We start from the raw sequence: 24,880 nt of genomic DNA, 5'->3' as shown, positions 1-24,880 counted from the left end.
TCATTGAATTAAACCCATCTTCCGAAGAAGCAGCGAAGCATTCATATTGCGGCTAATTCCGGCTTTCAATTGATAATCGTATTGAATCGCTTCGTCCGTAGAGGTAATTTCAAAACAATAATTCTGAAAATGATCCGGATATTTTTCAGCCAATTCTCCCAACGCCAGATCGTGGGTGGCAACAATCCCGGAAACCGGCAACTGCAGTAAGCGTTCCAGAAACTTCAAAGAACCATAAAGCTTATCCTGGGAATTGGTACCTTTCAACATTTCATCCAAAATAATAAAAAGCCGGTCCGTCTGTTCTGCCCGGCTTACCAACTGCTTTAACCGCAGTAATTCTGCATGAAAATAAGAAGTTCCCCGGGCTAAATTATCTGTCGTCCGCATACTTGTAAAAAGTTCCATCAAACTAAATTCAAACTTCCGGCTACAAACAACATTTCCAGATAAAGCCAATACTAAATTTACTCCGATCGTCCTCAAAAAGGTACTTTTTCCAGCCATATTTGCTCCCGTTATAACAGAAAACTGATGGATTTTCTGAACAGAAAAATCGTTTTTTATCCCTCCGTCTTTTCCCAGCAAAGGATGCCCCGCCTTTTCAGCCGATAACCATTTATCTTCTTTTAAAACCGGAACAGTATACTCCGGATGGTTAAAACGATAAACGGCCATACTTACCAAGGCATCTGTTTCATTTACGGCCTCTATCCATTTTAAAACAGAGCTTCCGTACAGGGTCTTCCAGCGGTCCAAATTTCTTATTACATAAAACGTATGGGTACCCAATCCGTTCAACAAGCTATTTGCCAAAAAATTACCTCGCTGTTCAAAACGGTTCAACTGATAATTCAAAGTAGCAAAAGCCTTTAAAGCATGCTGATTCTTGCCCATTAATCTCTCTTTCAAGTCGGCCAAACGCTTCGAATGAAACGGAATTTCTTCCATACGGCGGATTAAACGCAAATAGACGGCCGTGATTCGTATAAACCCGTCTAATTGTTCATTATACAGGCTCATACGTTTTGAATGAAACGTTACCCATCCCAATTGCCCAAGCGATAATACCAAAGCAAAAATAAAAGGAAGCCAGGAAAATAATACGACTATCCATGCTCCCCCTGTCAGGATATTACTCACATAAATCCAACTGAAAGGACGTGAAAAATAGGGCGGAGCATTCAACCAGGTCGTTAAATCTATGGGTCTGCTTTCTTCCGGAGCATAGAGCTTTCCTTCTACCCGAAATTCGTTACACCAATCCGGGGATCCTGCTAATTCTTCCACAGCCGCCTGCCTTTCTTTTATTTCCAGGGCCATCCGGGAAGGAGCGAGCAGCCAATCAGCCAATTTATTTTTTCCTCCCGGAGTAACAGTCCTGTTTATATGTTGGAAAAGGGAATGATCTCCTAAAATATCCAAATCCATCGCATACGGATGATCGGCCTTTCCATACTCCACGCCTGTTGCCAAACCGACATAATCTCCTTCCAGATAATTCAATTCCGTCTGGCAGCAAGCGCTGCTCATCTCACATTTCCGAATCTGAACGATTACTTTATTTTCCCAGACAGATAAAATAACAAATAAAACGACACCACAGCCAATTGCAGCCAATATTTCCCAAGCAGCTGTTGTCGCAAAAAAATACAAACCGATACAACTTCCGACAAATAGTCCGATTTTCCCCAGCGTAATACCATTCCGCTTTTTCTTTATCAATCGTAATTCCCGTTGTATCTCTGTTTGTTTTCGGGCATAATATTCTTCAGGTCTCATAACATTCCAACATTTTTTTGACAAAAATCAATACAGTCTGCCGGTAAAACGCCATCGAAGACAAAACAACTGTTCTCCTGTCACTAAAAAGAGCCGCACAGAGCGGCTCTTTCCTATTGGTTTAAAAAAGTAATTATAACCATTTTACCAAAGCAAAATCCTGCCGATGAGGGAGCAAAGGATTTTTCGGATAAATACGCAAAGCTAAATTGAGCACGCCCGGGGCATCTGCTGTCACATCAATATGATAGGTAGCTTTCCCGTCTTCCTGAGATACCGGAGTGAAATCATACTGATGACGAATCACCAAACGGTCGTTTTTCTGCTCGGCAGCAACCAATTCCACCCCTATATCTTCCATCGACAGATCTCCGATTTCCAAGGTTACTTCTCCCCAATACGCCTTCCCTAAAGCGATGATTTGTTTGGAGCGATTTGGAATATCCAGACTGACCACTTCAATATTATCCCATTCGCGCGTCACTTTCTTTTTCCATTCTGCAATTTCAGTTGCCATGGCAAAATCATTTGCAATCATCTGATGATACCGTTCCGACATCGGAATATAATATTGATTTTCGTAATCGATCAACATCCGGTTAGTCGTAAAATTGGAAGCGACCTTAGCAATCGTATTTTTAATATAGCTAATCCATTTAGGCGACATCCCCGCTGCATTCTTATCGTAAAACAAGGGGGCAATCTCATCATCTATGATATTATAAATCATTTCCGAATCGAGTTCATCCTGAAAAGATTGATTCTCATAAGTGCGTTCCATAGGAAGCATCCAACCGGCATCGGGACGATAGCCCTCTACCCACCAGCCGTCCAACACACTAAAATGCATCACTCCGTTCATCGCAGCTTTCTCTCCACTTGTTCCGGAAGCTTCCTGAGGACGTGTAGGGGTATTCATCCACACATCCACTCCCTGCACCAGCTTCTTTGCCAAATCCATATCGTAATTCGGTAAGAATAAAATCTTACCCATAAATTTAGGATGCTTGGATATCTCGACAATTCGTTTGATCAAATCCTGACCGGCCTTATCTGCAGGATGGGCTTTCCCGGCAAAAATAAACTGTACGGGATGCTGGGGATTGTTCACAATCTCATCCAGACGATCCAGATTACGGAATAACAAATGAGCCCGTTTATAGGTGGCAAAACGACGGGCAAACCCTATTGTTAAAATATCATCCCGCAAGGTATCGTGTATTTCAATCACCTGTCGAGGAGTAAAATAAGAAGCAGTAACTCCATCCGTCAGCATTTTCTTTACGTGGTCGATCAACCGTTTTCTCAATTTATTCCGCACTTCGAAAACAACTTCATCGGACACGGTATAAATCTCTTCAAAACATTTTTTATCGTAATGATGGGTTTGAAAAGCCTCTCCAAAAATAGATGCTTCTATTTTCTTCCATTCCGGAGCTGTCCAGGTCGGATAATGAACTCCGTTCGTCACATAACTGATATGTAACTCTTCCGGTAAATACCCCGGCCATAATCCTTTAAAAATCTCCCGGCTCACTTCTCCGTGCAACCAACTCACTCCATTTACTTCCTGAGATAAATTGGCCGCCAGAAAACTCATAGAGAATTTTTCATTGGGATCGGCCATATTGATTTTTCCCAACCCCAATAGTTGTTCCCAACTAATCTTTAACCGATCGGCGAAATGGGAAATATAAGTACGTAACATATTTTCGGAGAAGAAATCGTGTCCCGCGGGGACGGGGGTATGGGTCGTAAAGAGAGAAGAAGCTCTCACCACCTCCATCGCTTCAGCAAACGATAAACCTTGTTCCGTGATATATTCTTTCAAGCGTTCCAATCCGGTAAAGGCAGCGTGACCTTCATTACAATGATAAGTCGCTGCATCAATCCCCAATTTCCGCAAAGCCTGTATACCTCCACATCCCAATAACAATTCCTGTTTCAAACGATTTTCCCAATCCCCTCCATACAAATGGTGGGTAATAGAGCGATCTTCCTGAAGATTATCTTCAAAATCCGTATCCAACAAATATAATTCAATACGTCCCACATCCACTCTCCAGATCCTTGCATATACATTACGTCCCGGGAAGACCAGACTCACTGTCAGCCAATTCCCTTCCCGATCCCGCACAGGAGTAACCGCAATTTTCATAAAATCCTGAGCTTCATATTCCGCTTCCTGATCTCCCATAGCAGAAAGTTTCTGGGTAAAATAACCGTAACGATACAACAATCCCACCGCCGTAATTTTAGTACCTTTATCGCTGGCTTCCTTCAAATAATCTCCGGCTAAAATACCCAGACCACCGGAGTAGATTTTCAAGGAAGTATGCAACCCGTATTCCATACTGAAATAAGCAACTCCTGCCCCACTCATATGCTCCTTTCCGTCCATATAGGCTCTGAAGTGAGCGTACACACTTTCCAGGCGACTGACAAATTCCGGATCATTTTCCAATTCCTTATAACGGTTCAATGAAATTTTATCCAGTAAAGCAATCGGATTATGTCCACATGCCCGCCACTGTTCCATATCGATACTTCTAAACAACTCCCGGGCTTCATCGTTCCAACACCACCATAAATTCTTGGCCAGTTCTTCCAGCGCTATTAACTTTTCCGGAATAGAGCGATGGATCATCACACTAATCCAATGAGGTGTATTCACCGAAAGTTGCTTTTCAATATACGATACCTGCTCATTTAAAGCAACCGGCATCGCTTTCAAGCGTTCATTCACCTGATTTAAAGCGATCTCATAGGCCTTTTTATAATAAATAATCAGATTATCCCATAATGCAATCCGGGAAACGTCTTTCGCATTCTCTTTATATTGAAGAATCTCCTGCTCATCCAGTGTAGTAAAACTTTTAATCCGGTCAGCAATAGCCCCAATCACCTCGTCGCTATTTCCATCTTCCCGGCGAATAATCTCTATTCCCGGGTGGTCCATATTGTAATGTTCTTTTACCCATACCCCAAAACCGGCCAAAGTTGTAGTAATAGTGGGCACTTTAAATGCCAGGCTTTCCAGAGGAGTATACCCCCAGGGTTCGTAATAAGAAGGGAAAATCGTTAAATCCATTCCGATCAACAGATCGTAATAAGGCATATCGAACACACCGTCGTCTCCATTCAAATAACTAGGTACGAAGAACACCTTCACCGGATCGTTTTCCCCGTTATCGAGCTTTTGTACCCGGATACTATTCATAACCGGATCATGCATTTCATCGGATAAATAATGAGTCAGGTAAGTACTTCCATTCACCGGATCGTTAGGATATTCCAGATTATGCAATAATTCCTTGTTAGGACCGTTCTGACCGGCAGGAACCAACACAAAAGCCAGTACTTCCCGGTTCATACCGTTATTCCGGTTTAAACGCCCCAAAGCTTCTATAAATACATCGATTCCTTTATTCTTAAATTCATACCGTCCACTGATACCGATAATCAAAGCATTCTCACTGACCGGACGTCTCAGCAGAGCCTGAGCAATTTTTATAAATTTCTCCCGCCCGGCTTTTCGCTTCTCTTCGAATTCCGTATCTTTCGGCGTAAAGACATTTTCAAAACCATTCGGAGTCACCAAATCCACATCTACATCCAGAAAATGGGAACATTCAGTGGCTGTAATCTCGCTGACCGTTGTGAAACAATCGGCATTGCGGGCCGCCGTCTTCTCCAAAGATTGTTTGGAAACCACATTAAAACGACGGGCTAATTCCTCCGGCACATAATTTTTCATCTCGCTGTATAAGGGTAAATTATTCCCCGCTACACAACGTCCCAATACCGTAGCATGAGTTGTAAACACACAACCCACCTGAGGCATCGCGTACTTCAGGTATAAAAGTCCGGTACCGGTCATCCATTCATGAAACTGAGCAATAATGCGTTGCCGCATCGTCGTATTGAAACGCACAAAGCTTTCAATAACTTTTCCCGACGCATATCCGAAAAGAGCCGGTTCTATATAGTCCCATTGTCCGCTAATAGAATCCAACTTATATTTTTCCCAAAAAGAAGAAAAGATCGCATCTTTCTGTGTGATAAAAGTGGTAAAATCGACCAAAATCACAACAGGTTGTCCTGCAACATTCCACCTTCCCACTTTGATACGTAAGCCTTCCTGGGCCGCTTTTACCCGCCAGGATTTAAACAACCGGGGATCATCAATAAATTCCGGATTCTGTTCCGTATATCTCCAGACATCCGGACCGATCAGAATATGGCTGTTACTGTATTCTTTCACCATATTCAAAGCCTTCGTAGAAATTACCGTATGTATCCCTCCGACTTTATTACAAACCTCCCAACTGACCTCAAACAAATAGGCGGGATTCTTCAATTTATTGTTATCCATAATCTTATATTTAAACAAAAGTGCGCGCAAAGATACGAAAAAAACAATAGGAGAGACAGTTAAAATACATAAAAAACCCAAATGTCCCCCATAAATTCATTCGTTCCAGCAGCCAGAACGTATAAAACAAAAACGACTTTATTCGCAGCTTTCCACCATAAAAACATGAAGTTTACAGATCTCACTGTTTTCAGCTGATCCGTAAACTTCCTTTCTATTCATTATGCTAATATCATTTATTTTTTAGTCGTTCGCCGGGTACCTTTAGCGGATTTATCTATACGGGCGTTTTTAACTTCCGTCTCAATTTTCTCATTTTCCGCTTTCCGGGCAGCCTTTTCCAATTTTTGTTCCTTTCTTTCAGCTTCCACAGCCTGAACCTCAGCAGCAACCTCTTTCTTTCCGGCTCTTTCTTTCTTTATTTCTTTCTTCTCTTTTTTCGGTTCTTCCTTCAGCTTCTTTTTCCCCTTTGCAGCATTCTCGGTCTTTTCATCCACCTGAGCAATAAAATCACTCAGCACATTCATATAATTAATAAAGGCTTCGTAAGGAGAATCGTAAGGAGTAAAATATTCATGTACAATTCCATCCGAAAACAACTTGGTACACATATAATAAAAATGGTCGCTGGCTTGCAAGCATTTATAATCGTAATTAATTTCCGGATCATCCAAAGCTTTTACTTTGTCCCGAGTCTTATACAATTCCTCAAAAGCTTCCATTTGCAGTTCATTTCCCAGCCAAGCCGTCAAATCTCTTTCTTCATCCGCCCAGGAAATAGGGAAAGGTACGTTTAAGGGAGCTACGGGCTGATGCTTGGCAACAACCTCGCGGGGAGTAAGAAATTCAAAAGCAGAAGTGGCCAGTACCTGTTCTGGTAAACTTCTCATAAAAGCAAATATCCCGGTATCTTCCGGCTGATGCTCTCCCAAAGTTTCGTAATCCATAAACAGGTTAATGACGTCCTCATTCTTCACGGCCTCTGTCAGCCAACCGGTATATTTTTCTGCCGTAAGCGGCCATTCCCCCCACGACCGATCGGAAAAGCGAAAAGCAATATCATCGCTCAACCGGAAATTTTTCAACAATAATCTCAATTTCGGATTCAGAGAGTTGGTATAAACATAATTCGGACTCTTCCAGCCTAATATGTGTTTCGCTCCCTCTGTCAACATCGTAGTATACCCCATACGAGCGACCATCTCTCCGATTTTATCAGAATAAATGAGCTCTGTGTTCCGGAAAGATACAGGAGTATAACCCAATAACTTTTTCATCAGTTCTGCGTGTTGTTTTACCTGAGTATTGAACTCTTTTTCATCCGCTAAACTAGCCAAAGAATGTGAGTAAGTTTCGGCCAAAAATTCTACGCAACCTGTTTTAGCCAAGGCTTTAAAACCATCGATTACCTCCGGAGCATATTTTTCAAACTGCTCGATAGCCAAGCCAGATATGGAAAAACTGACTTTAAAGTTTTTCCCGTATTTCTTTATCAGTTCCAGCATCATCTTATTGGCTGGTATATAACATCTCTGGGCCACTTTTTGGGTAATCGTACGATTGGCAAAGTCATCATAATAGTCATGACTCTTACCTATATCGAAAAAGTGATATTTTCTTAAGCGCACCGGCTGATGAACTTGAAAATACAAGCATAATGTCTTTTTATCCATACTATTTTAATTTATTGTTTTATTCCTATTTAAAGCCCTCCCTCCGTTGCTAAAAGTCCATTCTCCCATTCAATTTTGTTTTACTTCTTCGTAAATATGTTTTAGCAGATAAGCAGCATTTTCCCATTTCAGCGTATTCACTTCTTCCAATCCGCAACGTCCTGCCATTCGCGAAAGTGCCGGATATTTCAACAAACCGTAAATCGCATCAGCCAAAGCATCTACATCCCAAAAATCTACTTTCAAAGCATGTTTTAAAACTTCTGCTACCCCGGATTGTTTGGAAATAATTGTAGGCACTCCGGAACGCATCGCTTCCAAAGGAGAAATACCGAAAGGTTCAGATACCGATGGCATGACGTACACATCGCTCTGGGCAAACATCTTTTGCACATCCTGCCCCTTCAGAAAGCCAGTGAAATGGAAATGTGTAGCTATCCTCAGTTTAGCCACCCTTCGGATAGAACGGTTCATCAAATCTCCACTTCCCGCCATGACAAACCGGACATTTGGATAAGCTTTCAATACTTTATTGGCAGCCTCGATAAAATACTCCGGTCCTTTCTGATAAGTAATACGTCCTAAAAAAGTAACTACCTTTTCTTTTACGCCTTTCTCTACATCCATATCCTTATAGGACTGAAAATCGACTGCATTATGCACAGTTACCACCTTTGCCGAATCTATTCCATACCGGTTGATAACAATATTCCGCGTCAGATTACTCACCGTGATCACCCGGTCGGCAGCCAACATGCCCTGCCGTTCCAGATCGTATACCAATTGATTCACATTCTCGCCACTTCTATCGAATTCCGTAGCATGCACATGAATAACCAAGGGCTTGCCAGATACCTTTTTCGCGGCAATACCCGCAGCATACGTCAACCAGTCGTGCGCATGAATCACGTCAAATTTTTGCTGACGCGCTATGGTGGCCGCTACAATAGCATAACGGGCGACTTCTTCCATCAAATTTGCCCCGTATTTTCCGGAAAAAGTATACTTATTTTTAAATCCGATCCGTTCCTCCCGCTGTCCCGTTTTGACCCGTTCATTCACTTCTTTTTCAAAATGCTCCGGATCCATATAGGGAATCAGGTTCGATCCGATTTCCATAAAATTGATATTTTTCCAATATTCTTCTACATCGACTACATCGAACAAAGCCTCGACATCACTTGCATTGATAATTTTCGCTGCACTCTGATCTTCATCCCCACTGGCTTTTGGCATAACAAACAACACTTCTACACCCTGTTTAGCAAGCCCTTTCGTCAGGCCTAAACAGGCAGTTCCCAAACCTCCCGCAATATGAGGCGGAAACTCCCAACCGAACATTAACACTCTCGTCTTCATATATTATTCAAATTCAAATCATTAACTATTTTATCCCCTCCTCTTCCTCGGAACATCTTTCTCGAATTTCTCAATCCATGCCAAGCTACGAAGGATTTCCCCTACACTCCAGGCTTGGGAAATACATCCATTCGGGGCATAAGGAGGATTTCCATCGTAAACCTCTGAGATAGAACATACGCCATACAACGTCATGTCTTCCTCAAAACCAGCAACCAGTTCTTTTGCCGTAGGCACAAAAGCGGCTCCGTATAAACGGAAATTAGCCTCAATATACGGACCGGTCAGCCAAGGCCACACCGTCCCCTGGTGATAAGCTTCATCCCGAACCGCCTGATTCCCTCCGTATAATCCTTTATAATTCGGGTTCTTAGGCGATAATGTACGCAATCCCCGGGGAGTCAACAGTTCTCTTCTCACCACATCCAGCACCTTCCCTTTCATTTCATCCGTCAACGGACTGTATTCAAGCGAACAGGCGATAATCTGATTCGGGCGTACAAATACATTCTGTCCTTTCGTCCCCACATAATCGGCCAAGTACTCTTTTTCATTATACCAAAAAACCTGAATAAAGTTCTCTTTTATTTTTTCAGGAATCTTTTCCCATTCCTTTACAAATTTAGCGTCACCGGCCTCCCGGGCTAACTTCAGTGTATAACATACCGCATTATACCAAAGTGCATTGACTTCCACCTGATATCCTCCTCTGGGCGTAACGGGGCGTCCGTTGACAATAGCATCCATCCAGCTCAAAGCTTTCCCGGGTTCATCCGCCCATATCAGATAATTTTCATGCATCTGCACCTGAGGATGTACCCCCGTACGGTAAGCCGTCAGAATAGCCTTCATTTTTGCTCCGTAATTTTTCCAAACCACAGTTGTATCTCCGATAGCTTCCCCATACTCCTGTAAGGCCTTAAAATACCACATCGGAGCATCCACCGAATTGTAAGCAGCATTTTTCCCTTTTCCGACATTGGGGAAAAGTCCGTTATTCATTTGCCGGGACATGGTGTCCAATACGTCCTTGCAAGTCTTCACATCCCCTGCTGCCGCCAAAGTTACCCCCGGCAATGCAATAAAAGTATCCCGTCCCCAAGCACCGAACCAAGGATACCCTGCTATAATTTCCGTATCTTTTCCGTCCTTCACAATAAACTGGGAAGCTGAATATTTCAAGCAATTTACAAAACTATCCCGGGGGCCACGGGCATCCACTAATTTCTGAAATTTAGCCTTTAAACGACCCGGAACAGCCGGTACGGTAGAAGCCGAAAAGACAATGCTTTCCCCTTTCTTAATCGGCACCTCAAAATATCCGGGGACAAATAAATCTTCCCGGAAATCATACCCCCGGTTCTCCTCTTCCATATATTCAATATTCAGATACCAGTCCGGCACAGCAACAAAATCGTTGGCTTTGTTCAGCTGCATATTCAAATAAGGAAAACCGTTATACAACTTCGAACGAATCCCGTTCTCAATCCCCTCATACTTCGTATTAGCTACCATATTGGCTTTACAAAGGCAATTTACATTCCGGTAAGCCAAAAACGGTTTCAGCCGTAATAAGGTCTCCGAATGGGCATCCACCAAAGTATAACGGATCAATACCTGGTCCTCATTGTGTACTAATACAATTTCCTTTTTTAAAACGACACCTCCTACCCGGTAGGTCAGTGTATAAACAGGCTCATATTCAAAATCAACAATATACTTATGACCGCGGGGCTCATAATTTCCGGGATATTTGTGAATTCCCAAATTAAATGCCTGCCCGTGCTGGACAATTGTTTCATCCAAAGCAGACAGAAGCACATGATTCTCATTATTGAATTCTTCTATCGGCACAATTAACAACCCATGATACTTACGCGTATTGCAACAAATAATAGTGGATGACATATATCCTCCCGCTCTATTGGTTGCTAAAACCTCGCGTTTTAATGAATACTCCAGATTCACCAATTCATCTTTGTTAAATTTTAAATAAGCCATAATTTTTTATATCTATAATAACCGTTTATATTTTCAATCATTCAATTTTAATACCAAAGCTGCCCTGGAAGGCAAATAAAGACTCAATATATTCCCTTCGCCTTCTTTATATTCTGTAAAATGGTCTACTCTTTTATCTATACGACCAAATCCATCAAATTTACGCCCGTCGGTATCTAAAAGTTCTTTATATTTTCCCGGAGGAGCGATGAAACTATAATCGGAAAAAGAAGACACAGGATTAAAATTAAAAGCCAGTATCAAATCTCCCCTCGAAAAAATCAGGACCTGACGTTCATTATCCCTTACCATGGGTATAGAAGGATAACGGAAAATTTTTTCCCGTTTCACCAGTTTTAACATTGCCTTATCAAAATCATTTAGAAAATGGTAACGCAAAGTAGGATCTTCCATCAAATGCCACTGCCGCCTGGCATGTTCATAACTCCAACTATTCCCTTCCCGGGGAAAATCGATCCATTCCGGGTGCCCCCATTCGTTCCCCATAAAATTCAAATATCCATCTCCGGCAGTAGTAATCGTCAATAAACGGATCATCTTGTGCAAAGCTATTCCCCGGTCGACCACCATATTCTGTTCGAAGACACTCATGGAAGTATACATTTCCTTATCGACCATTCTAAAAATCAATGTTTTATCGCCCACCAAAGCCTGATCGTGACTTTCAGCATAACTGATGGTATGCTCATCATCCCGCTTATTGGTCATCTGATAAAACAAATCCCCCACATGCCAGTCTTCATCCCGCTGATCTGAAACCAACTTTATCCAGTAATCCGGTACCCCCATACTCATCCGGAAATCAAAACCGATTCCCTCTTCGTCAATCGGGGCAGCCAATCCCGGCATTCCACTCATATCCTCGGCAATCGTAATGGCATTTTTATTGACCTGATGGATCAAACAATTGGCCAAGGTCAGATAAATAATCGCATTCTCGTCCTGATTTCCATCATAATAAAATTTATACTCCGTGAAATCACGCCCCAAGCCGTGATCCCAATATAACATGCTCGTGATGCCGTCAAACCGGAAACCGTCAAACCGATATTCCTCCAACCAATATTTACAATTGGATAACAAAAAATTCAATACCTCATTTTTCCCGTAATCAAAACAACGGGAATTCCACAGTTTATGTTCCCCCTTTTCCCCTCCATAAAAATAGAGATCGTACGTCCCGTCAAATCGGCTCAACCCTTCGATTTCATTCTTCACAGCATGGGAATGGACCAAATCCATGATAACCGCTATTCCCCTCCCATGGGCATCGTCAATTAATCTCTTTAAATCGTCTGGCGTCCCGAAACGAGAACTCACAGCAAAAAAATTGGATACCTGATAACCAAAGGAACCGTAATAAGGATGTTCCTGTATCCCCATCAACTGGATAGTGTTGTATCCTAAATCCGCAATCCGCGGTAACACCTGCTGCCGGAACTCTTCAAAAGTAGATACCCCTAGCTTTTCCGTACTCATTCCAATATGAGTTTCATAGATCAAAGGATTTTTTTCCCTGTGCCGAAACTCGTGTTCCCATAGATAAGTTTTTGCCGGCTCCCATACTTCTGCAGAAAACTGTTTCGTATCCTCATCCTGTACAGCCCTTCTCACATGGCTCGGCAAACGTTCTCCTTCTCCCCCCTTCCATTCTACCCACAACCGATATTTCATTCCATGCCGCAACCGGTCCAAAGGCAAGTCTAATTCCCAATTGCCATTTTCTATTTTGTGTAACCGATATTCCTCCTTCTTCTGCCAATCGGAAAAGTCCCCTATCAAATACAGGGCCGTAGCAAACGGAGCCCACTCCCGAAATACCCAAGCCTTATCGGTTTTATGAAGTCCATAATAAAGATGGGAGTTAAAAACATCTGCCAACCTCTTTTTCCCTTCCGTAAATCCGACTTCCCTCAATACAAAATTCTCATACCGCTTCCGGATCGTATACCTGAAAGGTTCTAATAAAAGGTCTTTATCTGCAAAACTACCATTCTTTTTCATCATATCCTCTTCTATTTATCGGTTAGCGAATAACCCCTTACAGAGCGCTTTTCATAATCATTACACTTATTAAAATAATTTAATAACCATACCAAACTTTGGAAAAACACTACTCAACTACAAAAGTAACACATTTTTAAAGCACTTGTTCGTTTTGAATAAGGATTTTATGTATTAATATACGCATACGTTTTATATATAGAAATTGTTACATTTTTTTTATTTAATTATCTCTATTTCGTCCCGTTTTCTTATTTACATCTTCCTGCAAAAATTGCTCTTAAAAAATAAGAACAAACAGTATTGGTCCTTTCGAAAATAAATAAAAAAAATCTTATTTACAATTTTTTATTAATTTTTATTTACCTTCTGGATAATTAAATACGAAATGCCTGATATGCTTCCGCACATCAGGCATTTCGTTTACAAATGAAAGAATTATTTAAACTATCTAGTTTACAGACTATTTCAATGAGTTATCGATCAGCATCGGAGGAGCTGTAGGCGGCATAATCTGAATGGAAGCAGCTTGTATACCCGTTACTGCCGGGGTATTGTCAACGTTCACATCTTTAGCCAGAAACTCATTCCATGAATAGGTTTCTCCAGCCAGCGATTTAATTCGTTTTACAATTAATTCCCGGGAAGGAGCATTAAAATAAAAACGGTTATCGATCATACAACTGATCAGTTCCGAACGCCATATACCGTGAAGATAACCGCTTCCCCCTTCATAGAGTCCTACTTTAGGATAGCCTTCCAAATTGATAAAATGTTCCCAAAGCACATTATTTTTATTGGCAATCAAATTTAAGCTCATCGGCACGGGCCAACTGTGACCAGAAATAGTAGACCCCGGATAATAGCCTTCATTCGAATAATACTCATCTCCTAATTTACCAAAGCAATGTCCACCACCTTCGTGTACAACCGTATTTGTCCAGTCGCCTTTATTCAAGCCCGTACCTTCATATCCTCCGGACCAATACAGAGGAGCACCTCCTTTGGCTATCGGACAAATGCAGTAAGCCCGTCCGGAACTCCAGGACCAGCACATTCCCCCATATCGTTCGTCATTGACAACGACGATAATAGCCACTTTATCAATATTTGTCTGCTTGTTTACAATATCCGGACAATACTGCTGTACGAAATTAAATACAGTGTTATGATCGCATTTCATATCGCTATAGCTATTGTTCCAGCCAGCCCCGAAGAAGGTATCCTTCATATCTCCCGTAGAAGTATTATCCGCTCCTTCTTCCGCCGACACCGCAACAATTTTATAAACATTGAAATGATCCTGATAGGTCTTATAGGGCTCCGTATTAAAGAGTGCTTTAATGGCTTTATCCAGACTTTCATTATAGAATCCGCCTTGTTTTTTCATCGATTCTATCGTAAACCCATCCCCGACAAATACAATAGTGACAGGTTTTTGCTGCCTGTTCACCATATAGGGGATGACATCTCCGTGTTTATAATACAACTCTTCTTCTACGACTTCCCCGATCAGCATTTTTCCGGCCGTCCAATCCGATACCGTAATTCCCGTCAAATCCAAACCTTCCTTTCCTGCCGTCAAATTTAGAACATAATGTTTTCCGCTTTCAAACTCTTTGGTCAGGGAAAGACCAAGTTCTTTACCATTTATAGACAACGATAGCAACCGCTCAGCTTCCGTTACACGCTGAGGCACAACGATTACATCATAAGTACTCAGATAACCTTCTGTCGCTTTCCCCACCTTTCCCAAAGAAATAGCGGTCTTCTCCCCAGAAGCTTTCCCTAAAGTACCCGTATTTAAATCAATCGATACCGTAGGCAAAACATTGATTTTAAAATTCGTAATGGATTCCGTACCTGTAAATTGAGTACTGTATTTCACATTGACCGTTATTCGGGCCATTTTGTGATTCATCGTAAAATGTACAGCTGCATTTTCAGCCGTTTTTACAGCAAGGGTATTTCCGTAAAGGAAATCGTTTTTTTGCATTTTATTGGCTGTAGATTGATCTGCAGCAACCGTAAACACAAACTTTGTAGGATCAGAAACAGTCGTTGTATAAGGATAATATCCTATTACATTATTTTTCGTCCCCACTTCATCCGATGTCCAATACATAGGCCGTTCAGCCACCCAGCCGGAACCGCTCCACCTGTTTTTCATATTGTAGGACTTGTCTGTAGCTTGTATCGACTTCCCCTCAGAAGTGACAAATACCCCTATTTCATCATTTGTATCAAACGTATAGCCGTCGTTTCCTTGGCTTACCCGGGTTTCGTTGACACCAACACTGATCCGTAATTCGGAAGACTGTGGCTGATATTCCATTTCTTGGGTACAACTGGCTAATAATAAAGCAATGCCCCAGATGATATTCTTTTTATTCATATGCTTCAACTACATTCGTTTTTAATTCTCACTCATCAAGCGATTTTGTTTTCTCAATCCGTCTCTACATCTTGATTTCCTCCTGAAACCCAGTCAGAAATTTTCACATCTATCGGTTTTAAAGGTTCCGATTCTTTTTCTACAGTCACTTCTAAAGTATACAGTTTCCCTCTTTCACCCTGTAAATCTTCCGAAAGATTGTATTCAAAGGTACGGATCACCCCCTCACCTATATTCACCTCTACCTTCAAAAACTTAGCAGCAACGATATGTTGCGGAATCACAATCAATTCCAGGTTCTGCTTATCTGGCGTCTTATCATAAGGAATCATTTCGCTTTTATTTTCTTGAAGAGCGGTTACATCTCCCGTATTTAAATCACAGGTAGCAGTTGTCTGTAAGGCTGTAAACTTTACTCCATTAATTGTATAAACATCTTTTATCGCATCTTCTATCTTAATATTCAGAATAATCTTAGACAAAAGATGCTGAAAAGCAAGAGACAATATCCCATCACTACCTGCCTTCTGTCCGCTTGAATGCGCCCAGAGAAAATCACTGGCTTTCCCATCCTCCTCTTTCGTCTGGTCGCTCTTTACAGTTACCGGCCACCGGGTCACCTCCGCCCCCGAAGGAGTACTTACCCAAGGATAATAGGCATAAGCATCGACGACCGTATTGGCATCTTTCCAATACATTGTAGAAGCAGCCTTCCAGGTCTTTCCATCACTCTGCAAGGTATTTTTTACATTGTTCACTTGATTTCCGGAAGCAGAAGTCAGCCGGGCTTTGGTTCCTGCATTTTCCCGATTCACGGCAAACAAACCGATATTTTGTCCGTCTTCGAATTTTTCACCCATTTCTCCCCAGGCCTGAATGCCGGATACAGCAACTTTCATCTCTATTTTCTCCACAGAAGGAATCGGGGGTTCAGGGGTAGGCTCCTCATTTCCACCTCCACCACAGGCCCAAAACGTCCCTGCCAGTAGTCCTGTATAGAATAGTATTGATTTCATATCTTTCTTTTTATCTGTTTGTTATTTCTGTCCATTACTTTTTTACCGAAAGAACAGGTTTCAACCCCTTCTCACTTGTATACTCAAACTGAAGTTCATATTCTTCTCCCGCATTAAAAACGGTAGTTTCTGTCAAATTATAAATAAACGACCTCAGGCCTTGCGAATCCTGGATCGTAAACAATAAGAATTTTCCGGCCTCTACTGTCTGGGGAATAAAAACAACTTCCGCTGTATTCTTCGCATCAGCAGTATAATAAGGAGTCATCAACTGGGCATTTCCCGTCACCTCTTTTATTTCTCCTGTGTTCATATTAAAGGTAGCGGTCGTTTTTAACCCGCTGATCTCCATAGAAACCACCTGGGCACCATTGGTTATGCCACTACCTGTAATACTAATATTCAGTTTGGCAAAACAATGTTTAAATCCCAGGGTCAAACGTCCATTATCCGAAGCATAGGAAATACCATTAGTCTTTGCCCATAAAAAATCACTTTTCCGGATAGCACTGGCCTGACTCTGATCCGTCAATACTTTCACCGGCCAAGCCGTTATTTCGGCATTCAAAGGTGTCGTTTCCCAAGGGTAATAAGCGTAAGCATCGATCACTGTACTTTTATCCTTCCAGGTCAAAGAAAAATTACTGTTCCAAATTCCGTTCGACTCCAGTGTCGCTTTTACATTATCTAACCAGTTCCCCGTCAGCCCCGCAATGAAAGCCGGAACATTCTCCGCTTTCCGATTAACGACATAAATTCCAATCTCATCTCCCGTGACAAATTGGGTTTCCACACCAGCACGGGTTTCAATCCCACTGGTCAAGATTTGCATTACGGGTTGTGAGGGACCTTCCGTTTCACAACCTTCCCCAGTACAAGCCCCGAGAAGCGAAGTGATACCTAAAAACAAAGTAACTCCCCATTTGTTTTTCAGCTTACGTTTCATACTTTTTGATTAAAATTATTCTTAAAAAAAACAAAATTGCATTTTATAATTGTATAATGACAAATTTATAGATTTTGTTACGATAATCGAGGTAGAAATTTGTTAAAAAGAAATTCCCCTAAAGTTTTTCTTTATTTTATTTGTTTAAGGAATGCGCTGGATTAAAACGGGAGGTGCAGTTGGAGGCATAACCCGGGCACCGGCAGTAACGGTCCGGTTCTCTTTTCCTGTGGGATCGTAATCGGAATCTTTACTCATAAATTCTTCCAAAGAATAAGATTCACCCGCTAAAGATTTAATTCGTTTTACAATTAATTCCCGGGAAGAAGCATTAAAATAAAAACGATTATCAATCATACAACTGATCAGTTCCGAACGCCATATTCCATAAAAATACCCGCCACCTCCTTCGTAAAGTCCGACTTTTTCATATCCCGGCTTCCCTCGGAAAGACTGCCAAGGGATACTATCTGTATCCACTGTCAAATTCCATCCCACAGGAACCGACCAATAATGGCTGGTAATGACATCTTCCGGGAATTTCTGCAGATAAGTAGAATATTCATCTAACAATTTCCCAAAGCAATGCCCTCCGCCTTCGTGTACCACCGTGTTTGTCCAATCCCCTGTATTTATGCCCGTACCTTCATATCCTCCCCTCCAGGAAATAGGAGCACCGTCGAAACTGACCGGACACATACAATAGGACCGGCCGCTCGCCCAGGTCCAGCATATGCCGCCATAACGTGCATCATTGACAATCACAATAATGGCGACCCGGTCGATATCGGTCGCACCGCTTTGTATATCCGGACAATAGCGTTGAACAAAATCGAAAACGACATCATAATCACAACTCATATCACCATAATTGTCACTCCACTGGGCATTAAAAAACGTATTTTTCATTTCTCCCGTAGAGTTATTATCGGCTCCTTCCTCCTCCGAAACAGCTGCAATCTTATAAATGTTGAAATAGTGGCTATAAGTAGCATAAGGGGCAGTTCCCATCAGAGCCCTTATTGCTTTGTTCAAACATTGATCGTAATATCCATTCTCCAACATATGGGAAGTAGTAAATCCGTCTCCTACAAACACTAACGTAACCGGGTTTATCGTTCTGTTTACCTGATAAGGGATGACTTCCCCGTGTTGATACATTTTTACCTTGGAATAATTCTTATCCGTGATACGAATTCCTCCTTCCCAGGCAGATACAAACAAAGCCGTCAGTTCCAATTTCCCTTTATTCAACGTTAAATGAAGAGTATAGTGTTTCCCGGATTTTAAATCTATATCCGTTTTAAAAACTAAAAGCTGGTTATTTATTTTTATTTCTATAAATTCCATACTGCGGGAAATGTGTTGAGGGGGTAATATAGCTGAAAAAGCATATTTATATCCTTCAGGTGCCGAAGCATATAAATAAGGTTTTATCCGGACGATCTCTCCTCCTACTTCTCCTACCGTCCCCCGCATCAAATCCAGTTTTGCAACAGATGCAGATCGTATGTTACACTCTTCTATTTCAGCTACAACGTCTCCTTCATCGCCGTAAGCAATATTCAAACTGAGTTGTACAAATTTATGGGAAAGTTCTAAAGGAACCGGATCATTGGACAAGGTCTTCGTAGCCGTAACCTTTCCGTACATCACATCATTTTTCTGTAAACCCGTGATGGTGTTCTGAAAAACCGAAAGGGTAAACGGTTCAGCATAAAAATCCTCTATATCCCGTTTATAAGGATAGTATCCAATCACATCGTTTTGAGTACCTGTCTCCTGCGAAAGCCAAGCCAGCATCTTCTCTGCTATCCACTCCGTTCCGCTATAAGTATGTAAAATATTCCAAGTCTCTTCTTTTCTCACAGGCAACTGCCTTTTCGCCGCTACAAAAACCCCGATTTCATCCCCTTTATCAAATACATAATCCCCCGACTCCAAAGAGCTGACCCGGGAATGTAAGGAAGTAATCCCTGCTTCTATACGCATTCTCTTCGCAGCTGTATTCGCTTGCTCCTCTCCTTTTTCACAAGAAATGAAGGCAATAAACAAAATGATGACGGATAAAATATTCTTCATTTTCCCTGATTTAAGTTTCTCTATTTATCACCGACCTCTTATTTCCGATTTTGTCGGATGCTTTTATCGTATCTCAATCTCCAAAGTTAATAAATCTTAACTTATATAAAAAGAAATAAGAAAAATGATTTTTCGAAAGTATGTTTTCCCTCCTTAGACAGCCGTTCAGATTTCAGGCTAAACTGATTATTTTACAAGAATTAATAAAGCGGTTTTTTCGACATTCGATGTTTTCCCTTATTTTTGCAATTCAAATACAAGAGAGGAGGAGGACGTGATATACCCGGAAAATTTTGAAAGTAAGATAAAATTCGATAAGATACGCTCTTTAATCAGTCGGAATTGCCGAAGTGAAATGGGGAAAGCTTTGGTAGAACAGATGTGCTTTTCCGATCGCAAAGAACAAATTGAAGAAGCACAAAAGGAAGTAGCCGAATTTATGCGGATTATGCGGGAAGAAGAATTTCCGGACAATCGCTATACGGATGCCCGTCCCTTTTTATCAAAAATACGGATAGAGGGTTTGTTTTTAGACATACCGGAACTGGTCGCTTTAAAGAATTCACTGGAATCTTTGCATGCGATTCTCCGTTTTTTTCAAGGGAAAACCGAAACTTATCCGGTGTTGACGGCTAAAGCAGGACAGATCCAACTTTTTCCGTACGTATTACAACATTTGGATTCCATTGTTTCCAAACATGGCACCATAAAAGACAATGCTTCTTCAGAATTAGGAGAAATACGACGTCAGATCTTAAAGAAACAATCCGGTATTTCCCGCCGTATGCAAGCCTTACTGCAAGATGCACAAACAGAGGGGTGGGCTGAAAAGGATACGGCTATCGCAATCCGGGACGGACGTATGGTGATTCCTGTACCAGCCGCCTACAAACGCCGGGTCAACGGGATTGTGCACGACGAATCTGCCACAGGTAAAACTTCGTATATTGAACCGACCGAGATCATCGAAACCAATAACGAAATAAGGGAATTGCAATTGGAAGAAAAAAGGGAAATTACCCGCATTTTACGAAAGTTTGCCGACGATATTCGCCCGTATATCGAAGATATTATTCCGGCATACGACTTCCTGGCTTTTGTAGACTACACGAAAGCCAAAGCCCTCTTCGGAATAGAAATGGATGCCATCAGCCCGGTTTTTACTTCCGCTCCCGAAATGTTGTGGTATGAAGCCAGACATCCCTTGTTATACCTCTCCTTTAAAAACACAGATAAAACATTAATTCCTCTCCGCATAGAAATCAACGAAGAACAACGTATCATTCTGATCTCCGGCCCAAATGCAGGAGGGAAATCGGTATGCTTACAGACTGCAGGCTTATTACAATATATGTTTCAATGCGGATTACCTGTACCGGTGAGCGAAGCCAGTCGGTTTGGCATTTTTAAAAAAATATTAATCGACATCGGAGATGAACAGTCTTTGGAAAATGATCTGAGTACTTACAGTTCTCACCTGATTAATATGAAAAACTTTGTAAGATATGGCGACCGGGATACCCTTGTCCTGATCGATGAATTCGGAACCGGAACAGAACCGATGTTGGGGGGAGCCATAGCGGAAGCGATTTTGCATGCCTTAAATGATCATCACGTTAAAGGGGTGATTACGACGCATTACACCAATTTGAAACATTTTGCCTCGGCCACTCCCGGAATCGAAAACGGAGCAATGCTTTACGACAATCACCGGATGATGCCGCTATTTCAGTTGGAAATCGGAAAACCCGGTTCTTCTTTCGCTTTTGAAATCGCTAAAAAAATCGGGCTTTCCAAAGAAATTCTCGATGAAGCCGCTTCGAAAGTAGGAGAAGAACATATCCATTACGACAAGCATTTGAAAGATATTGCCCGGGATAAACGGTATTGGGAAGAAAAACGAAAAAAAATTCATGAAAATGAAAAGCGCCTGGATGAAGTTGTGGAAAAATACAGCCAGGAATTGCAGGAAGCTTCCCGTTTACGAAAAGAAATTATTAAAGAAGCTCAGGAAAAAGCGAAGGAGTTGTTAGCAGAAGCCAACAAGACAATTGAAAATACAATACGAAAAATAAGAGAAAACCAAGCCGATAAAGAAAAAACCCGGAAACTCCGGGAGGAAATGGAAGCTCAAAAGCAGAAATTATTTGCAGAAGAAGAGGAAGAAAAACGCTTGAAACAAAAAATTGAAAAAATAAAAAAACGGGAAAACAGGAAAAAAAAGGAGACCCCACAAACTTCCCCCTTATCTTCCCATCAGCCGGCTGAAATCCAGCTTCAAAAAGGAGATTTCGTAAAACTCCCCAACCAGGCTGTCGGCGAAATACTGGAAATAAAGGACAAAAATGCAGTCATCGCCCTGGGCAATATCCGAACGAACGTAAGTGTGGATAAATTAGAAAAAGTATCTGCCAATCAAGTAAAAAAGCAAATACGAACCTCTTCTCCTTCTGTATATCCGGATTTCCGGGAAAATATCAGTCAAAAGCGATTGTTATTCAAACCGGAAATTGACGTAAGAGGAATGCGGGGAGAAGAAGCCTTACAAAAAGTGACAGACTTTCTGGATGAGGCCGTCATGCTCGATTCTAAAAATCTCCGTATTTTACATGGGACCGGCACCGGAGCTTTGAGACAAATCATCCGTCAGTTTCTCAGTACCAATCCTCTCGTCGGCTCTTATGCGGACGAACAGGTACAATTGGGCGGAGCCGGCATTACCGTCGTAAAACTGGATATTTAAAAATCAACCCTATGAGTATATTGCTTTTAAATACCGCCTACTTCCCGCCTATACAGTATTTTTCCAAAATAAAGGAGCACGAACAGTTTTGTATTGAACAATACGAAAACTATGGAAAACAAAGTTACCGGAACCGGTGCAGAATTCAATTCGCAAACGGAATAATGCCATTGGTGGTGCCAGTCAAGAAAAAAGACGGCCAAAAATTTCTGACAAAAGAAGCCCAAATCGATTATTCCTGTAAATGGCAAAAATTACATTTCAAAAGTATTGAATCGGCCTACAAAAATTCGCCTTTTTACGATTATTATACAGAAGATTTATCCGTTTTTTTTGAATCCCAGGAAAAATACCTGCTGGATTTGAACAACCGGATACTGGACACCCTTCTTTCTTTATTGTCTTTAAAACGAACCATCCAATGCACCGCCGATTACATCACCTCACCTGCCGGTTTCTGCGATTACCGGGAAATTATTCACCCCAAGCCCAGCCGCTGTAAAGCAGAAGACAGCAATTTTATCTGCCGTCCTTATACTCAAACTTTTAACGACCGTTTTCCCTTTGTACCAAACTTAAGTATTCTCGATTTATTATTCAATACCGGTCCGGAAGCCCCGGCTTATCTATAGTTTATATAGCCGAAAAAATACCTTTAACGTATTTTATATAATTTTCCTGTCACATGGGGCACTCTTTCTCCATATACGAAAAACAATTCCCGGATAGTTAAACAATCGTATATTTCAATACGCTCAACTTGATAACTCTTTAACTCAGAAAAATGTTTCCGGACCCTCTATTGCTTGAGAATAATCCGCCAATAAATTCGATAGCCGGGGAAAAGGAAGCATTTTTCATTTAAAAATTCCGTCCTGTATCCCACCACAAACGCGTCCCTCCGTTATCCTCTGCGCCCAAAGCCCTACATAAGGCCTGATACAGACTAAGGTCGGAATCCTGTAAACTGACGGGAAAATTCAACCGACGGATCATGATTTCTGTATCGATAGAAGCATTTTTACTATTATTATATTTCACGGGAAAAAGACGGGGATATCCCGTACGCCTCTGTTCTGCCCAGGCCTCACAGCCTTCAGGAAAAACAGCCAGCCATTTCTGTGTAATGATCTTCTCTAACTTTACTTCAGCATTTTCATCCGCTTCCCAGCGGGGAGAAACCTTACAGCGGGCTGCAATACAATTGGAAGGAGTGTAAACATCTTCGTAATCAGCTCCTGTATTATCACTCATTAAATAGTCTTCGGCATCGGGTACCCCCCATTGGGAAAAAGAAACTTTTACACCTTTACGGTAACAATCTTCCGCATTCTCTCCCGTCCATCCCCTTAAAGCAGCCTCAGCCCGGAGAAACCACATTTCCGCAGCTGTCATTAAAATCGGAGCCGTCGACTGGGAGACATATATCCGGGAATGAGAAGCATAATAGGTATGAGAAAAAAGAGTTCCCTGCCGGATGCCCCGGTATTGTCCCTTTAAAGGCACCACAACGGAATCTCTCCCCGCCCGATCTGTCAAAACGACATCCTCCGGGCAAGGACTGAAAAATTTTTCACGACGCGGATCCCGATAGCCGTTTAAAATAGATTCCATAGAAGCATTTAAAAAAACCTCTCCCCATACTTTATTAATTTCTCCTAAAGGATTGACATAGCCCTCCCGGGTAGATACCACAATTACTTCTCCGGGATCTTCCAATACCCCATATTTATTTTCCAAAGCCTTCTCACATTCTTTCCGGGCTTTTTCCGGATCTGCCACAGCCAGGCGAACAGCCAACCGAAGCCGGAGGGAATTGGCCATTTTTATCCAACCTTCACAAGTGCCGTCCGTCAACAAATCGAATTTCGCAAACCGGCATTCCCCCGGATTTTCTTCTATATAACAAGCCAGTAAATACACAGCCGTATCCAGATCCTGAAAAAAAGCGTAATAGGCCTCCTGTTGCGTATCGGGCTGATAGGCTGACTGGCTTTCGCCGAAATGACGGTAAACGATAGGACCATAATAATCCGACACTCTGTGCATTGTAAATACTTTCAAGATCTTCGTTACTGCATAAAAATCGGGGAAGGTATCCCGGCAAGCATCTTCCGACTTCTTGATCTGAGGGAAGATGTATGCATAAGTATTCTCCCAAAAAGTACCATTCCAACCGTCCTGTAAATTATAGTCCGAATTGTGACTCCCCCCATTCAGTGGTTTATAATCATGCATATAGCCGCTAAACATATCCGCACTCAGATTTTGCATAATCTGGTAGGGCCAGTTTTTCCCTTTCCCGTAATCATAATTGAAATAAATGCCTTGTTGAATAACCCCCAAAGGAAAGCCCAACTGATTGAAATCAATCTGCATCTCTTCTTCCGTTATACCGGCTTTGTCCCGATTCATATCCCGAAAATTACCGGTACAAGCGATACAACATCCTAAGATTATATATAAATAAAACCTATACATCT

Annotated in this window: 13 protein-coding genes; 2 read left to right on the top strand and 11 right to left on the bottom strand. The window is 41.7% G+C overall.

What is annotated here, in order from left to right; translation table 11 throughout:
• The 10 genes from HMPREF9449_RS01380 to HMPREF9449_RS01335 form a co-directional block, all read right to left on the bottom strand.
• Complete coding sequence (locus HMPREF9449_RS01380; RefSeq protein WP_009135433.1) at positions 1 to 1,782, bottom strand: MutS-related protein; 1,782 nt, start codon at positions 1,780 to 1,782, stop codon at positions 1 to 3.
• Positions 1,783 to 1,915: 133 nt separating this feature from the next.
• Entirely contained in the window at positions 1,916 to 6,157 is a 4,242-nt protein-coding gene (gene glgP / locus HMPREF9449_RS01375) for an alpha-glucan family phosphorylase (RefSeq protein ID WP_009135432.1), read from the bottom strand.
• Between the two features lie 236 nt (positions 6,158 to 6,393).
• Complete coding sequence (locus tag HMPREF9449_RS01370) at positions 6,394 to 7,830, bottom strand: glycoside hydrolase family 57 protein (RefSeq protein WP_009135431.1); 1,437 nt, start codon at positions 7,828 to 7,830, stop codon at positions 6,394 to 6,396.
• A 69-nt stretch (positions 7,831 to 7,899) separates the two neighbouring features.
• Positions 7,900 to 9,189 (bottom strand): glycosyltransferase family 4 protein, encoded by a 1,290-nt coding sequence (locus tag HMPREF9449_RS01365; protein ID WP_009135430.1) that lies wholly within the window; start codon positions 9,187 to 9,189, stop codon positions 7,900 to 7,902.
• Positions 9,190 to 9,219: 30 nt separating this feature from the next.
• On the bottom strand, positions 9,220 to 11,190 hold the full coding sequence (locus HMPREF9449_RS01360) for an amylo-alpha-1,6-glucosidase (RefSeq protein ID WP_009135429.1): 1,971 nt from the start codon (positions 11,188 to 11,190) through the stop codon (positions 9,220 to 9,222).
• Between the two features lie 33 nt (positions 11,191 to 11,223).
• Positions 11,224 to 13,218 carry an alpha amylase C-terminal domain-containing protein gene (locus tag HMPREF9449_RS01355; RefSeq protein ID WP_009135428.1) on the bottom strand — a complete coding sequence of 665 codons (1,995 nt, stop codon included), beginning with the start codon at positions 13,216 to 13,218 and terminating at the stop codon, positions 11,224 to 11,226.
• Between the two features lie 460 nt (positions 13,219 to 13,678).
• Positions 13,679 to 15,610, bottom strand: a complete 1,932-nt coding sequence (locus HMPREF9449_RS01350; protein WP_040611151.1) for a fimbrillin family protein — start codon at positions 15,608 to 15,610, stop codon at positions 13,679 to 13,681.
• A 53-nt stretch (positions 15,611 to 15,663) separates the two neighbouring features.
• On the bottom strand, positions 15,664 to 16,626 hold the full coding sequence (locus HMPREF9449_RS01345) for a fimbrillin family protein (protein ID WP_009135426.1): 963 nt from the start codon (positions 16,624 to 16,626) through the stop codon (positions 15,664 to 15,666).
• A gap of 34 nt (positions 16,627 to 16,660) precedes the next feature.
• Positions 16,661 to 17,572: a fimbrillin family protein gene (locus tag HMPREF9449_RS01340; protein WP_009135425.1), complete on the bottom strand. Its 912-nt coding sequence runs from the start codon at positions 17,570 to 17,572 to the stop codon at positions 16,661 to 16,663.
• 144 nt (positions 17,573 to 17,716) lie between these two features.
• Positions 17,717 to 19,654 carry a fimbrillin family protein gene (locus HMPREF9449_RS01335; protein ID WP_009135424.1) on the bottom strand — a complete coding sequence of 646 codons (1,938 nt, stop codon included), beginning with the start codon at positions 19,652 to 19,654 and terminating at the stop codon, positions 17,717 to 17,719.
• 274 nt (positions 19,655 to 19,928) lie between these two features.
• Between HMPREF9449_RS01335 and HMPREF9449_RS01330 the strand changes: the two genes are divergently transcribed.
• Positions 19,929 to 22,397, top strand: coding sequence for an endonuclease MutS2 (locus HMPREF9449_RS01330; RefSeq protein WP_009135423.1), 2,469 nt, complete (start codon positions 19,929 to 19,931; stop codon positions 22,395 to 22,397).
• 11 nt (positions 22,398 to 22,408) lie between these two features.
• Positions 22,409 to 23,029, top strand: coding sequence for a WbqC family protein (locus tag HMPREF9449_RS01325; RefSeq protein WP_009135422.1), 621 nt, complete (start codon positions 22,409 to 22,411; stop codon positions 23,027 to 23,029).
• Positions 23,030 to 23,258: 229 nt separating this feature from the next.
• On the opposite strand, the gene HMPREF9449_RS01320 is transcribed toward HMPREF9449_RS01325, so the two are convergent.
• On the bottom strand, positions 23,259 to 24,878 hold the full coding sequence (locus HMPREF9449_RS01320; protein ID WP_009135421.1) for a SusD/RagB family nutrient-binding outer membrane lipoprotein: 1,620 nt from the start codon (positions 24,876 to 24,878) through the stop codon (positions 23,259 to 23,261).
• Positions 24,879 to 24,880: the final 2 nt, after the last annotated feature.

The organism is Odoribacter laneus YIT 12061, assembly GCF_000243215.1.
Lineage (GTDB): Bacteria > Bacteroidota > Bacteroidia > Bacteroidales > Marinifilaceae > Culturomica > Culturomica lanea.
This window is presented reverse-complemented; position numbering and strand designations above follow the sequence as displayed.

Coding starts and splice junctions, on each gene's coding strand:
- glgP (WP_009135432.1), bottom strand. CDS start 6,157: ATGGATAACAATAAATTGAAGAATCCCGCCTATTTGTTTGAGGTCAGT.
- HMPREF9449_RS01350 (WP_040611151.1), bottom strand. CDS start 15,610: ATGAATAAAAAGAATATCATCTGGGGCATTGCTTTATTATTAGCCAGT.
- HMPREF9449_RS01360 (WP_009135429.1), bottom strand. CDS start 11,190: ATGGCTTATTTAAAATTTAACAAAGATGAATTGGTGAATCTGGAGTAT.
- HMPREF9449_RS01335 (WP_009135424.1), bottom strand. CDS start 19,654: ATGAAGAATATTTTATCCGTCATCATTTTGTTTATTGCCTTCATTTCT.
- HMPREF9449_RS01370 (WP_009135431.1), bottom strand. CDS start 7,830: ATGGATAAAAAGACATTATGCTTGTATTTTCAAGTTCATCAGCCGGTG.
- HMPREF9449_RS01365 (WP_009135430.1), bottom strand. CDS start 9,189: ATGAAGACGAGAGTGTTAATGTTCGGTTGGGAGTTTCCGCCTCATATT.
- HMPREF9449_RS01355 (WP_009135428.1), bottom strand. CDS start 13,218: ATGATGAAAAAGAATGGTAGTTTTGCAGATAAAGACCTTTTATTAGAA.
- HMPREF9449_RS01380 (WP_009135433.1), bottom strand. CDS start 1,782: ATGAGACCTGAAGAATATTATGCCCGAAAACAAACAGAGATACAACGG.
- HMPREF9449_RS01320 (WP_009135421.1), bottom strand. CDS start 24,878: ATGTATAGGTTTTATTTATATATAATCTTAGGATGTTGTATCGCTTGT.
- HMPREF9449_RS01340 (WP_009135425.1), bottom strand. CDS start 17,572: ATGAAACGTAAGCTGAAAAACAAATGGGGAGTTACTTTGTTTTTAGGT.
- HMPREF9449_RS01325 (WP_009135422.1), top strand. CDS start 22,409: ATGAGTATATTGCTTTTAAATACCGCCTACTTCCCGCCTATACAGTAT.
- HMPREF9449_RS01345 (WP_009135426.1), bottom strand. CDS start 16,626: ATGAAATCAATACTATTCTATACAGGACTACTGGCAGGGACGTTTTGG.